This window comes from Crenobacter caeni (assembly GCF_010435965.1).
In the GTDB taxonomy this organism is placed as follows: Bacteria; Pseudomonadota; Gammaproteobacteria; order Burkholderiales; family Chromobacteriaceae; genus Craterilacuibacter; species Craterilacuibacter caeni.
Map to the genome: position 1 here is coordinate 62,094 of NZ_JAAGAA010000003.1, position 13,596 is coordinate 75,689.

Genomic DNA, 13,596 nt, shown 5'->3' on the forward strand with positions numbered 1-13,596 from the left:
ACACCATGACCAAGAAAATCATCCACACCGACCAGGCCCCGGCAGCGATCGGCGCGTACTCGCAGGCCGTGCAGGCCGGCAACACCGTCTACCTGTCCGGGCAGATCCCGCTCGACCCGGCGACCATGACCGTGGTCGAGGGCGGCTTCGAGGCGGAAACGCGCCAGGTGTTCGCCAACCTGAAGGCGGTGTGCGAGGCGGCCGGCGGTTCGCTGAACGACATCGTCAAGCTCAATGCCTACCTGACCGACCTCGCCAACTTCGCGACCTTCAACAAGGTGATGGCTGAATTCATGGCCGAGCCGTTCCCGGCGCGCGCCGCGGTCGGCGTCGCCAGCCTGCCGCGTGGCGTACAGGTCGAAGCGGAAGCGGTGATGGTGCTGGGCTAAACCCGGACTCTGCCGTTTTTGCCATACGCCGCCGTGCTTTTGCCGGCGGCGTTTTGCCGTGTGCCGTCCGTGTGATCCAATAGACAATTTCGGGGGAAAACCGTGGCCGCACTTCCTTACTGCATCGTCAACGTATTCAGCGACGGCAGCCGTTTCGGCGGCAACCCGCTCGCGGTGTTTACCGACGCCCGCAAGCTTCGTGATGACGAGATGCAGGCGATCGCGCGCCAGTTCAACCTGGCCGAGACCGTGTTCGTGCTGCCGGGCGAGGCAGACGGCACCGCCGCGCGCCTGCGCATCTTCACGCCGGCGACCGAGCTGCCGTTTGCCGGGCATCCGGTGCTCGGCGCGGCGGCGGTGCTCGCCGCGCAGCGCGCGCTGGGGCCAGCGTTCACCCTTCGCTGCAACGCGGGGCCGATCGGGGTGTACGAAGCGGACGGACACTGGTTCTTGTGGGTGCCCACGGCGACACTGCGCCCGGCGGCGCTCTCGGCAAGCGACGCCGCCGCGATGCTGGGGCTGGCGGAAGGTGCGGTTTGCGGCGCGCCGCAATGGGTGAACACCGGCTCCGAGCAGTTGCTGATCCGGGTCAGCAGCCGCGACGCGGTGCGCGCGGCAAGGCCCGATCTTGCGCGGCTCATCGCCGGCGCGACGCTGCGACCCGGGCGCAGCATCGCCTACCTGTGGCACGCAGCGGAGGGCGTCGCGACGGTGCGGTATTTCTACGTGCAAGACGGGGCGGTGCTCGAAGACATCGGCACCGGCTCGGCGTGCGCGAACCTGGGCGGTTATCTGGCGCTAGGCGGTGAACGGGACCTCGACTGGTGTGTCGAGCAGGGGGAGACCGCCGGTCGGCCGAACCGCCTGCGCCTGTGCATCGACGCGACGGGGCAGGTCAGCGTCGGCGGGCGCGTGCGCGCGATGGCAGACGGTGATTTCCGCGGATGATGCCGGTGTTCTTGACGGGAGCAGGCGGTGTTGGCATCCTCGAGCAACCACTCAAACCACCGTTTGAAAACGAGGAGAAAATAATGAAGGGGATCCTGAACAAGGGCGCGGCGGTGCTCGCCGGCGTGCTGTTGTGCGGCAGCGCCTGGGCGGCCGGCGCGGTTGGCACCTGGAAGACCATCGACGACGAGACCAAGCAGCCCAAGGCGCTGGTGCAGATCTCGGAGTCGGCTTCGGGTGAGCTTAGCGGCAAGATCGTCAAACTGTTCAACAACCCGGACGCCGTGTGCGGCAAGTGCGACGGCGCCAACAAGGACAAGCCGGTGGTCGGCATGAACATCCTGTGGGGCCTGAAGAAAGATGGCGACGCATGGGAAGGCGGCAAGATCCTCGACCCGAAAACGGGCAAGGTCTACAGCGCCAAGCTCAAGGTGGTCGGCGACAAGCTCGAGGTGCGCGGTTTCCTCGGCATGGCCTTGCTTGGCCGCACCCAGACCTGGGTCAAGCCGTAAGCACTCTGCCCTTGCGGTACAGAACGGAAGGCCGGAGGGCTTTCCGTTTTTTTATTTCCGGTAGAATCGGCGCATGAGTGCCGACCTTGCCCATCAGGCGCCCGCTGCCCAGGACGCCACGCTGAAGAAACTCGAGAAGCTGGGCATCCGCCGCCGCTTCGACCTCGTGCTGCACCTGCCGTTGCGCTACGAGGACGAGACCCACCTCTACCCGATCGCCGACGCGCCTTACGGCCAGCATGTGCTAGTCGAGGGCGAGGTCACCTCGTGTGAGGTGCAGTTCAGGCCGCGTCGCCAGCTGGTGGCGCGCCTGCGCGACGGCAGCGCCAGCCTGGTGCTGCGCTTCATCCATTTCTACCCCAGCCAGCAAAAGCAGCTTGCCGTCGGCCACCGCGTGCGCGCATTGGGCGAGATCCGCCGCGGTTACTTCGGCGACGAGATGGTCCACCCCAAGCTGCGCGACGTGCACGAGGGCGACGCGCTGGCCGAGCGGCTGACGCCTATCTACCCGACGGTGAACGGCCTGACCCAGCCGGTGCTCAGGCGCATGATCGCGGCGGAGCTCAAATCCCTGCCGCTTAACGATACCCTGCCCGACGCGGTACGCGCGCGCTACCGCCTGCTGCCGTTTGCCGACGCGGTACGCCTGTTGCACGCGCCGCCGCCGGAGCTTGGCGCTTCGGCGCTCGCCGACCCGGCCTTGCCGGCGTGGCAGCGGCTGAAATTCGACGAGCTGCTCGCGCAGCAACTGTCGATGCGCCTGGCCTACCGTGCGCGCAGACAAGGGCACGCGCCGGCGATTGTCGGCGACGGCGCCTTGCGCGCGCGCCTGGCCCAGAGCTTGCCTTTCGCGCTGACCGGCGCGCAGCAACGCGTGCTGGCTGAAATCGAGGTTGACCTTGCCAAGCCGCACCCGATGAACCGGCTGCTGCAGGGGGACGTGGGCAGCGGCAAGACCATCGTCGCGGCGATGGCGGCGCTCGCCGCGATCGAGGCGGGCTACCAGGTCGCGCTGATGGCGCCGACCGAGATCCTCGCCGAGCAGCACTACCTCAAACTCTCCGCCTGGCTCGCCCCACTGGGCGTCGAGGTGGCGTGGCTGTCCGGCAGCCTGAGGAAGAAGGCGCGCGAGGCGATGGCAGCGCGCATCGCCTCGGGCGAGGCGCGCCTCGCGGTCGGTACCCACGCGCTCTTCCAGGACGACGTCGCCTTCGAGCGGCTGGGGCTGGTGATCGTCGACGAGCAGCACCGCTTCGGCGTCGGCCAGCGCCTCGCCTTGCAGGGCAAGGGCGGCTCGCCGCACCAACTGATGATGTCGGCGACGCCGATCCCGCGCACGCTGGCGATGAGCTACTACGCCGATCTTGACGTGTCGGTGATCGACGAGCTGCCGCCCGGGCGCACGCCGATCGTCACCCGGCTGGTGTCGGCCGAGCGGCGGGGCGAGGTGGTCGGTTTTGTTAACAAGGTGTGCGGGGAGGGCCGGCAGGCGTACTGGGTGTGCCCGCTGATCGAGGAGAGCGAGACGCTGACCCTGCAGACGGCGGTCGACACCCATCAGGAGCTGGGCGCTGCGTTGCCCGAGCGGCGCGTCGCGCTGGTGCACGGGCGGATGAAGGCGGCGGAAAAAGCCGAGGTGATGGCGGCCTTCGCGGCAGGCAGCATTGACGTGCTGGTCGCGACCACCGTGATCGAGGTCGGCGTCGACGTGCCCAACGCGAGCCTGATGGTGATCGAGCACGCCGAGCGGATGGGGCTCGCGCAGCTGCACCAGTTGCGCGGACGCGTCGGCCGCGGTGCGGCCAAGAGTAGTTGCGTGCTGCTGTTCGAGCAACCGCTGTCGGACCTTGCCAAGGCGCGGCTCAGGGTGATCTACGAAAACACCGACGGCTTCGAGATCGCGCGGCAGGACCTGTTGATCCGCGGCCCCGGCGAGTTCCTCGGCGCGCGGCAAAGCGGTGTGCCGATGCTGCGCTTTGCCGACCTGGAGGCCGACAGCGGGCTGCTTGAAGAGGCGCGCGCGCTGGCGCCGGAGCTGCTGTCCAGGATGCCCGAGGTCGCACACGCGCACCTGGCGCGCTGGCTCGCCGGGCGCGAGCATTTCCTGAAGGCCTGAACGACGGGCAAAAAAAGGCCCCGACTGAGGGGTCGGGGCGAATGGGATATTGCTGCAAACAACAAAGGAGAAACCATGATGAAGCGGGATGGATGTTAGCGCGTCATCCTGGCGGCCTTGTTGATCCAGATCAATTTTTCATTCGTTAGAGATTATCTACTCTCTTTATCCGAAGAAGCGGGCGCCGGCGATATAGAGGCCGGCGGCCAGCCCCATCGCCACCGGCAACGTGAACAGCCACGCGAGCAGGATGTTGCGGATGGTCGACATCTGCAGGCCCGAGCGGTTGGCGAGCATGGTGCCGGCGACCGCGCTGGAGAGCACCTGCGTGGTCGACACCGGGAAGCCGAACACGCTGGCCGCGCCGATGGCGGTGGCCGCGGTCAGCTGCGCCGACACGCCCTGCGCGTACGTCATGTCCTTCTTGCCGATGCCTTCGCCGACGGTGCGCACCACGCGCTTCCAGCCGACCATGGTGCCGATGCCCAAAGCGAGCGCGACGGCGACGATCACCCAGGTCGGCGCGTACTCGGTGGTCGCGGTCAGATCCTTGCGCAGGCCGGTCAGGTGCGCCTTCTCGGCTGCGGTCAGCCCCGGCAGCTTCAGCGCGATCTTCGCGGCGTCGTCCAGGCACAGAAGGTCGGTACGCACGTCCCAGCGCTGCTGCTTGTCGAGCTTGTGGTAGTCGGTGGTGTCCAGCAGGCCGGCCAGCACGTTGGCCGTTTCGGCGGTGGCCAGCGGGTGGCACTGGAAGCGGCCGGTGTCCTTCTTCGGCGGCATCTTGGCGATCAGCGCGGAGAGTTCGGGCGCCTTGCGCTCGTAGAACTGCTGCAGGTGGACGGCGGCGTCGCGGGTGCGCTCGATCTGGTAAGGCGTGCTGTCCAGGTTGAGCACGAACTTGGCCGGCACGATGCCGATCAGCACCAGCATGATCAGGCCGACGCCCTTCTGGCCGTCGTTCGAGCCGTGCGCGAAGCTCACCCCCATCGCCGAGACGATCAGCATGAAGCGCGACCAGAACGGCGGGTGCTTGCGCCCCTCGATCTGCTGGCGCTGGAACGGCGTGCGGTGGATGTTGCTGTGCGCCCGAAAGCGCAGCAGCGCAAGCAGGATCAGCGCGGCGACCACCCCGCCCAACAGCGGCGAGAGCAGCAGCGAGGTGCCGACGTCGAGCGCCTTGCCCCAGTTGATGCCCTGGGTCAGCGGCGCGTTGTTCAGCCAGGCGTTGGCGACGCCGACGCCCAGCAGCGCACCGATCAGGGTGTGGCTGCTGGACGCGGGCAGGCCGAAGTACCAGGTGCCGAGGTTCCACACGATGGCGGCGGTCAATAGCGCAAATACCATCGCCATGCCGCGTGCGCTGTTGATCGAGACCAGGAGGTCGACCGGCAGCAGGTGGACGATCGCGTAGGCGACGGCGAGGCCGCCGGCCATCACGCCCAGGAAGTTGAAGATGCCCGACGCGACGACCGCGAGCTGCGGTTTCATCGACTGGGTGTAGATGACGGTGGCCACCGCGTTGGCGGTGTCGTGAAAACCGTTGATGAATTCGAAGGCGAGGACCAGCCCCAGGGAGAGCACGAGGGTGATCGCGAGGGCGGGGCTAAGGTCGCTGAACAGTTCAAGCATGATGGACTGCTGTTGTCATAGGAAGGCGCGATTGTTGGGGGCAAGCGCGGTCGCGTCAAGGCATTTTGTAGGGGAAATTACACGATTCCGAAGGTGTACGTCGCCTATCGGTATCAGGCGGGGAATCTGGCTGATTTTGCTGGAAAAAACGCTGCCGGCGAAAGCCGGCAGCGTAGGGGAATTCGGGTCAGAAACCCAGTTGCTGCAGCACGAGGTAGATCGCGGCCGACATCAGCGCGGAGGCGGGGACGGTGATCACCCAGGCCGCCGCGATCCGCTTGATCAGCGAGCGCTTCACCAGCTCGGTCTTGTAGACCTGGCGCAGTTCCTTGCGCTCGCGCTTGGAGAAATGCGCCGGGTCCTGCAGCGACTTCATCCGCTGCTTGAGATCCTTGAGCATCTGCCCCTTCTGTTCGATCGAGGCGGCGGTGAAAGACGTGATGAAGGCGTCGATCGCCGGCTGGTCGTCCTCCGGGTGGTGCGCCTTGATCTGCGCGATCATGATCGCGTAGCGGTTCTTCAGGTGTTCGCGCAAGAAGCCGATGCCGAACACGCCGCCGACCGCGATATGCGTCGAGCTGACCGGCAGGCCGAGTTGGCTCGCCAGGATCACGGTGACGGTCGCCGACATCGCGATCGAGTACGCGCGCATCTGGTCAAGCTCGGTGATCTCGTTGCCGACGGTGCGGATCACCTTGGGGCCGAACAGCGCGAGGCCGACCGAGATGCCGAGCGCGCCGACCAGCATCACCCACAGCGGGATGCCGGCGGACGCGCCGATCTCGCTGCCGCTGGTCTGCAGCGCGTCGACGATGGCGGCCAGCGGGCCGATCGCGTTGGCGACGTCGTTCGAGCCGTGTGCGAAGCTCAAGAGCGCGGCAGACATGATCAGCGGCCAGGTGAACAGCGCGTTGATCGCCTGCTTGGTGTTTTCCGAGCGCGCGGCGCGGCGCGCGATTACCGGCTTGAGCACCAGGTAGGACACCACGCCGAGGCCGGCGCCGCCGAGCAGCGCCTCGACAAAGCCGACTTTCCACAGCTTGGACAGCCCCTTGAGCATCAGGTAGGCGGCGAACACGCCGACCATCAGGCCGATCAGCACCGGCACGATGCGCGCGGCGGCCGCGCGCATGTCGCTCTGGTAGGTGATGGTGCGCTTGATGAAGTAGAGGAAGCCCGCGGCAACGATGCCCCCCATTACCGGCGAGATCACCCAGCTGGCGGCGATCTGCACGACCTTGCCCCAGTTGGCGATGCCGAAGCCTGCCGCCATCACGCCGGCGCCCAGCAGCGCGCCGACGATGGAGTGGGTGGTCGACACCGGTGCACCGACCAGCGTGGCGACGTTCAGCCACAAGGCGGCGGCGAGCAGCGCCGACATCATGATCCAGATGAAGGCGGCCTTGTCCGGGATCAGCGAGGGGTCGATGATGCCGCTGCGGATGGTCGACACCACTTCGCCGCCGGCGATCAGCGCGCCGGCCGCCTCGCACACGGCGGCGATCACCAGCGCGCCGCCCATGGTCAGTGCCTTGGAGCCGACGGCGGGGCCAACGTTGTTGGCGACGTCGTTGGCGCCGATATTCATCGCCATGTAGGCGCCGATCCCGGCGGCGACCATCATCGGCAGGCTGATATGGCCAAGCGTGGTGCTGTAAATGACGGCGCCGACGATGAAGAGCAGCGCCAGGCCCAGGCGGACGAAATCGTTGCGGCCGCGTTCGGCCGCCTTGGAGATTTCGCTGTAATCGTGAAGGTCCACAATCAGATCCTGTATTCGGTGCAAAAAAGCAAAGGCCCGCAGGAAGCCGTGCGGGCCGGTCAGGTGAGCGCGAATGTTACCATCCGGTTTCTTTTTGTAGTACTGCTTAAACTGTTAAATGCAAAGAAAAATCCCGGCGCCAAGCGCCGGGATGGTCGGGTTGCCGGATGGCATGGCTGTGTAGCGTGTCAGCCGAACTTGCCGGTGATGTAGTCTTCGGTCGCCTTCTTGGACGGCGCGGTGAAGATGGTGTCGGTTTCGCCAAACTCGACCAGGTCGCCCAGGTACATGTAGGCGGTGTAGTCGGACACCCGCGCCGCCTGCTGCATATTGTGGGTGACGATCGCGATGGTGTAGTCCTGCTTGAGTTCGTGCACCAGCTCTTCGATATGCGCGGTCGAGATCGGGTCGAGCGCCGAGGTCGGTTCGTCCAGCAGCAGCACCTCGGGGCGGGTGGCGACGGCGCGCGCGATGCACAGGCGCTGCTGCTGGCCGCCGGAGAGCGAGTTGCCCGACTGCTTGAGCTTGTCCTTCACCTCGTTCCACAGCGCGGCCTTCTTCAGCGCCCACTCGACGCGGTCGTCCATCTCGCTGCGGCTGAGGTTCTCGTACAGCTTCACGCCGAAGGTGATGTTGTCGTAGATCGACATCGGGAACGGCGTCGGCTTCTGGAACACCATGCCGACCTGTGCGCGCAACAGGTTGACGTCAACGTCCCGGCTGAGGATGTTCTGGCCGTCCATCAGGATCTCGCCCTCGGCGCGCATGCCCGGGTACAGCTCGTACATGCGGTTGAAGATGCGCAGAAGCGTCGACTTGCCGCAGCCGGACGGGCCGATGAAGGCGGTCACCTGCTTGCTCGGAATGTCCAGGTTGATCCCCTTGAGCGCCTGGAAATTGCCGTAATAGAAGTTGAGGTCGCGGACCTTGAGCTTGATGTTCTGTTCGGTCATGGTGGGTACTTAGTGGGATTGGGTTTTCTGGCGGCCAAGGTAGCGGGCCACGATGTTCAGGGTCAGGACGCTGAAGGTGATCAGCAGGGAGCCGGCCCACGCCAGCTTGTGCCAGTCTTCGTACGGGCTCATCGCGAACTGGAAGATGACGATGGGCAGGTTGGCCATCGGCTGGTTCATGTTGCTCCAGAACTGGTTGTTCAGTGCGGTGAACAGGAGCGGCGCAGTTTCGCCCGAGATGCGCGCGACCGCGAGCAGGATGCCGGTGGTCACGCCGGCCTTGGCCGCGCGCAGCGTCACCTGCATGGTTACCTTCCACTGCGGTGCGCCCAGCGCGAAGGCCGCTTCGCGCAGGCTGCCCGGCACCAGGCGCAGCATGTTCTCGGTGGTGCGCACCACGACCGGAATCACCAGCAGCGACAGCGCGAACGAGCCGGCCCAGCCGGAGAAGTGGCCGACCGACAGCACGTACACCTCGTACACGAACAGGCCGATCACGATGGACGGCGCCGAGAGCAGGATGTCGTTGATGAAGCGGGTCGCCGGTGCCAGATAGCCGCGGCTGCCGTACTCGGACAGGTAAATGCCGGCCAGGATGCCGATCGGGGTGCCGATCAGCGTGCCGAAGAAGGTCATGGTCAGCGAGCCGACGATGGCGTTGGCGAGGCCCCCGGCGGACCCCGGCGGCGGGGTGATCTCGGTGAACACCGCCGGCGACAGCCCTTCGAGGCCGTAGCGCAGCAGGGTGAGCAGGATCCACGCCAGCCAGAACAGGCCGAACGCCATGGTCGCCATCGACGCGCCCATATTGAACAGGTTGACGAGGCGGCGCTTGCGGTAGATCGCGTTGTTGCGGGTAAAGCTTTTCACGGTCTTGGCCTTGCTAGCGTTGCTGAGGGTGTGTTGCATCCGTTGTACTCTCCGCGCTCAGGTGCCGCGGCCTTCCTGCTTCTTCAGGCGCAGTAGCAGCAGCTTGGAGCAGGCGAGGACGACGAAGGTGATGAAGAACAGGATCAGGCCCAGCGAGATCAGTGCCGACAGGTGCGCTTCGCTGGTGGCCTCGGCGAATTCGTTGGCGAGCGCCGACGCGATCGAGTTGCCCGCGTCGAAGAGGCCGGTCGAGAAGATGGTCGAGTTGCCGATCACGAAGGTGACCGCCATGGTCTCGCCCAGCGCGCGGCCCAGGCCGAGCATGATGCCGCCGATCACGCCGGTCTTGGTATAGGGCAGCACCACGTTGCGAACGACTTCCCAGGTCGTCGCACCCAGCCCGTACGCAGACTCCTTGAGCATGGCCGGCACCACCTCGAACACGTCGCGCATCACCGAGGCGATGAACGGGATCACCATGATCGCGAGGATCAGGCCGGCGGTGAACATGCCGATGCCCATCGGCGCGCCCTGGAACAGGAAGCCGATCACCGGCATCTCGCCCAGGTTGTCGATCAGCCAGGGCTGGATGTTGTCGCCGAACCACGGCGCGAACACGAACAGGCCCCACATGCCGTAAATGATGGACGGGATGCCGGCGAGCAGTTCGACCGCGATGCCCAGCGGGCGCTTGAGCCAGGTGGGGGAGAGTTCGGTCAAAAACAGCGCGATGCCGAAGCTGACCGGCACGCCGATCAGCAGGGCGATGAAGGAGGTCAGCAGGGTGCCGTAGATCGGCACCAGCGCGCCGAATTCTTCGGTCACCGGGTCCCACGCCGTGCTGGTCAAAAAGCCCAGGCCCTGCTGGCGGATGGTCGGCATCGCGCCGACCAGCAAGGAGAGCATGATGCCGACCAAGAGCGCGAGCACCAGGAAGGCAAAGAAACGCGTGCTGTTGCGGAACAGCGTGTCGATCAGGAGCTGGCGCTTGAGCTGCGGGGTGTTCTGGTATTTTTCCATGCGCGTGACTCGGTATTTCAGGCAAAAGGCCGGGGGAGTCCCCCGGCCGGATTTCTCAGCGGTGTGTCCCGCTTATTTCCAGACGCTCTGGCCGGCGCTGGTCTTGATGTCTTTCCACGAGGTGCGGATCAGGTTCTGCACGTTCGCCGGCAACGGCACGTAGTCCAGTTGCAGCGCCATCTGGCTGCCGTCCTTGTACGCCCAGTCGAAGAACTTCAGCGCTTCGGCGCTGCCCTCGGCCTTGTCGGTGCTCTTCTGCATCAGGATGAAGGTCGCGCTGGTGATCGGCCAGCTCTCCTTGCCCTGCGCGTTGGTCAGGATCAGGCTGAAGCCCGGCGTGCCCTTCCAGTCTGCGCCAGCTGCTGCGGCGGCGAAGGTCTTGTCGTCCGGCTGCACGAAGGTGCCGGCGGCGTTCTGCACGGCAGCGTGCGAGAGCTTGTTGACCTTGGCGTACGCGTACTCGACGTAGCCGACCGAACCCTTGATGCGGTTCACGTAGTTGGCGACGCCTTCGTTGCCCTTGCCGCCGACGCCGACCTTCCAGGCGACGGTGGTGTTGGCGCCGATGGCGGACTTCCACTCCGGCGACACCTTGGACAGGTAGTCGGTGAACACGAAGGTGGTGCCCGAACCGTCGGAGCGGCGTACCGGGGTGATCTTCTGGCTGGGCAGCTTGACGCCCGGGTTCAGCTTGGCGATCGCCGGGTCGCTCCAGTTGTTGACCTTGCCGAGGTAAATGTCGGCCAACAGCGCGCCGGTCAGCTTGAGCTGGCCCGGGGTGACGCCGGGCAGGTTGACCACCGGCACCACGCCGCCGATCACGGTCGGGAACTGCACCAGACCCTTCTTGGCCAGGTCTTCCGCCTTGAGCGGCATGTCGGAGGCGCCGAAGTCGACCGTCTTCGATTCGATCTGCTTGATGCCGCCGCCGGAGCCGATCGACTGGTAGTTCACCTGGTTGCCGGTCTTGGCCTTGTACGCCTCGGCCCACTTGGCGTACAGCGGGTAGGGGAAGGACGCGCCGGCGCCGGTGATGTCGGCGGCGAAGGCGGGGGCTGCAAAACCGCCGCACAGGGCGATCGTGGCGGCGAAGCGGACGGTCTGTTTCATGCTGACTCCGGTTGGGTGTCGGGTTGGGATGTCGGCATCGTAATCGGCTTTCTTTGCAGAAATATTACATGTTGCAAACCGGCCGGGCCAGGACCCGCGTAGCCGCACCCTGCGCGGCTCTGACATAATACGGCGCATCGAATATCAAGCAGGGAATCAAGGGTCATGAGCGAGAAGCTGGTCATCGGCAACTGGAAGATGAATGGACGTACCGGGCGCAACGCGGATTTGCTCCGGGCGCTCAAGGCGCTGCCCGAAGTGTGCCGCGAAGGCGTCGGCGTCGCGCCGCCTGCCGCCTACCTCGGTCAGCTGGCGGCTGCGCTCGAGGGTACGCCGCTCGCGCTGTGCGCGCAGGATGTCAGCCGCTTTGCCGGCGACGGCGCGTATACCGGCGAGGTGTCCGCCGCGATGCTGGCGGACCTGGGGGTGCGCTACGTGCTGGTCGGCCATTCCGAGCGTCGCCAGTACTTCGGCGAGGACAACGCCGTGCTCACGGACAAGCTCGAGGCCTGCCATCAGGCCGGACTCATCCCGGTGCTGTGCGTCGGCGAGACGCTCGCCGAGCGCGAGGCGGGGGCGGCGCTGGCGGTGATCCGCGCGCAGCTGTCCGTGCTTGAGGCTTACGCGGGGCGCAGTCTGGTGGTCGCCTACGAACCGGTTTGGGCGATTGGTACCGGAAAAGTGGCAGAAACCGGCCAAATTGAAGAAATCCACCAGGAAATCAAAAAATGGCTATTGCAATGCGGTAGGGGCGCTGATAATATTCGCGTCCTCTACGGCGGCAGCGTCAAGGCAGACAACGCTGAAGCGATCTTTTCAGTGCCCGGGGTAGACGGGGCGCTGGTAGGTGGAGCTTCGCTGGATGCCGAAACGTTTAAATCGATTTGCAATGCCGCATAAAAGTAGGTAACATGGAACTCCTGAAAACACTGCTCTGGATCGTGAATCTGCTCTCCGCAGTCGCCGTGATCGTCCTTGTTCTGTTGCAGCACGGCAAGGGCGCTGATATGGGTGCGGCTTTCGGTGGTGGTGGCGGTTCGTCCGGCAGTCTGTTTGGAGCCTCTGGTTCCTCGAATTTTATGAGTCGGAGCACTGCGGTACTCGCGGTCGTCTTCTTCTCGACCTGTCTTGCTCTGTCCTATCTGTCCATCGAGAGACAGAACGATTTGGGTGTGATGGGTGGTGTACAGCAGTCCGCGCCGCAAGTCCCGGGCGGTGCGGCTGATAATAATAAACCCGGTCCCGCAATACCGGAGTAAACCAAGGTTTGTTCAGTGCCGACATGGTGAAATTGGTAGACACGCTATCTTGAGGGGGTAGTGGCCATAGGCTGTGTGAGTTCGAGTCTCACTGTCGGCACCACAAAATCTAAAAAACAGGTCATCGGGAAACCGTTGACCTGTTTTTTTTTGGAGCGCAGGAGGGAAACCTCCTTTTTTTAGGGGTAATCGGGAAATGCTGCAAAATTATTTTCCCATCTTGATGTTTGTCGTCATCGGCCTGCTGGTCGGTGTCGGGCCTATCGTCCTCGGTAAGCTCGTCGCACCCAACAGACCCGACGCCGAGAAACTGTCTCCGTACGAGTGTGGCTTCGAGGCCTTCGAAGACACGCGCATGCGTTTTGATGTGCGTTACTACCTCGTCGCGATTCTGTTCATCCTGTTCGATCTCGAAATCGCCTTCCTGTTCCCGTGGGCCGTCGTGCTGCGGGATATCGGCATGTTCGGCTTCGGCGCCATGCTGGTCTTCCTGGCCATCCTGACGATCGGCTTTATCTATGAATGGAAGAAGGGGGCGCTGGAATGGGAGTAGAAGGTATCCTCGAGAAGGGTTTCATCACCACCACGGCTGATACCCTCATCAACTGGACCCGCACGGGTTCGATGTGGCCGATGACCTTCGGCCTTGCCTGCTGCGCGGTGGAAATGATGCACGCCGGGGCGTCGCGTTACGACCTCGATCGTTTCGGCATCGTGTTCCGTCCGAGTCCCCGCCAATCCGACCTGATGATCGTCGCCGGCACGCTGTGCAACAAGATGGCGCCCGCGCTACGCAAGGTGTACGACCAGATGGCCGAGCCGCGCTGGGTGCTGTCGATGGGGTCGTGCGCCAACGGTGGCGGCTACTACCACTACTCGTACTCGGTCGTCCGTGGCTGTGACCGCATCGTGCCGGTCGACGTCTACGTGCCGGGCTGCCCGCCGACCGCGGAAGCCTTGCTGTACGGCATCATCCAGCTGCAGAACAAGATCAAACGCACCAACACCATCGCCCGCTAAGGGAGTAA

Annotated in this window: 14 protein-coding genes and 1 tRNA gene; 9 read left to right on the forward strand and 6 right to left on the reverse strand. The window is 64.9% G+C overall.

Annotation, left to right across the window (positions count from 1 at the left end; genetic code table 11):
• The first annotated feature begins 5 nt into the window (after positions 1-5).
• From GZH52_RS04085 to recG, 4 genes are all read left to right on the forward strand, one after another.
• Positions 6-389, forward strand: a complete 384-nt coding sequence (locus GZH52_RS04085; protein ID WP_163315230.1) for a RidA family protein — start codon at positions 6-8, stop codon at positions 387-389.
• A gap of 102 nt (positions 390-491) precedes the next feature.
• A complete protein-coding gene (locus tag GZH52_RS04090; RefSeq protein ID WP_163315231.1) occupies positions 492-1,337 on the forward strand; it encodes a PhzF family phenazine biosynthesis isomerase in 846 nt (281 codons plus the stop codon).
• 83 nt (positions 1,338-1,420) lie between these two features.
• Positions 1,421-1,849 (forward strand): DUF2147 domain-containing protein, encoded by a 429-nt coding sequence (locus tag GZH52_RS04095; protein WP_163315232.1) that lies wholly within the window; start codon positions 1,421-1,423, stop codon positions 1,847-1,849.
• Positions 1,850-1,922: 73 nt separating this feature from the next.
• A complete protein-coding gene (gene recG, locus GZH52_RS04100; protein ID WP_163315233.1) occupies positions 1,923-3,965 on the forward strand; it encodes an ATP-dependent DNA helicase RecG in 2,043 nt (680 codons plus the stop codon).
• 165 nt (positions 3,966-4,130) lie between these two features.
• Here recG and GZH52_RS04105 read toward each other — a convergent pair whose 3' ends face one another.
• The 6 genes from GZH52_RS04105 to pstS form a co-directional block, all read right to left on the reverse strand.
• On the reverse strand, positions 4,131-5,594 hold the full coding sequence (locus tag GZH52_RS04105; protein WP_163315234.1) for an inorganic phosphate transporter: 1,464 nt from the start codon (positions 5,592-5,594) through the stop codon (positions 4,131-4,133).
• A gap of 187 nt (positions 5,595-5,781) precedes the next feature.
• Entirely contained in the window at positions 5,782-7,356 is a 1,575-nt protein-coding gene (locus GZH52_RS04110) for an inorganic phosphate transporter (RefSeq protein ID WP_163315235.1), read from the reverse strand.
• A 188-nt stretch (positions 7,357-7,544) separates the two neighbouring features.
• Positions 7,545-8,309: a phosphate ABC transporter ATP-binding protein PstB gene (gene pstB / locus GZH52_RS04115; RefSeq protein ID WP_163315236.1), complete on the reverse strand. Its 765-nt coding sequence runs from the start codon at positions 8,307-8,309 to the stop codon at positions 7,545-7,547.
• A 9-nt stretch (positions 8,310-8,318) separates the two neighbouring features.
• A complete protein-coding gene (gene pstA, locus GZH52_RS04120) occupies positions 8,319-9,218 on the reverse strand; it encodes a phosphate ABC transporter permease PstA (protein ID WP_163315237.1) in 900 nt (299 codons plus the stop codon).
• 18 nt (positions 9,219-9,236) lie between these two features.
• Complete coding sequence (gene pstC, locus GZH52_RS04125) at positions 9,237-10,199, reverse strand: phosphate ABC transporter permease subunit PstC (protein ID WP_163315238.1); 963 nt, start codon at positions 10,197-10,199, stop codon at positions 9,237-9,239.
• Between the two features lie 72 nt (positions 10,200-10,271).
• Positions 10,272-11,309, reverse strand: coding sequence for a phosphate ABC transporter substrate-binding protein PstS (pstS, locus tag GZH52_RS04130; protein ID WP_163315239.1), 1,038 nt, complete (start codon positions 11,307-11,309; stop codon positions 10,272-10,274).
• Positions 11,310-11,474: 165 nt separating this feature from the next.
• Between pstS and tpiA the strand changes: the two genes are divergently transcribed.
• The 5 genes from tpiA (at position 11,475) to GZH52_RS04155 (ending at position 13,588) form a co-directional block, all read left to right on the forward strand.
• Complete coding sequence (gene tpiA / locus GZH52_RS04135) at positions 11,475-12,209, forward strand: triose-phosphate isomerase (RefSeq protein WP_163315240.1); 735 nt, start codon at positions 11,475-11,477, stop codon at positions 12,207-12,209.
• An 11-nt stretch (positions 12,210-12,220) separates the two neighbouring features.
• Positions 12,221-12,568: a preprotein translocase subunit SecG gene (gene secG, locus GZH52_RS04140; RefSeq protein ID WP_136551989.1), complete on the forward strand. Its 348-nt coding sequence runs from the start codon at positions 12,221-12,223 to the stop codon at positions 12,566-12,568.
• 17 nt (positions 12,569-12,585) lie between these two features.
• A tRNA-Leu gene (locus GZH52_RS04145) sits at positions 12,586-12,671 on the forward strand.
• Positions 12,672-12,764: 93 nt separating this feature from the next.
• On the forward strand, positions 12,765-13,121 hold the full coding sequence (locus GZH52_RS04150; protein WP_136551988.1) for an NADH-quinone oxidoreductase subunit A: 357 nt from the start codon (positions 12,765-12,767) through the stop codon (positions 13,119-13,121).
• Positions 13,112-13,588: a NuoB/complex I 20 kDa subunit family protein gene (locus tag GZH52_RS04155; RefSeq protein WP_163315241.1), complete on the forward strand. Its 477-nt coding sequence runs from the start codon at positions 13,112-13,114 to the stop codon at positions 13,586-13,588. The genes GZH52_RS04150 and GZH52_RS04155 overlap by 10 nt, the downstream gene beginning before the upstream one ends.
• Positions 13,589-13,596 lie beyond the last annotated feature (8 nt).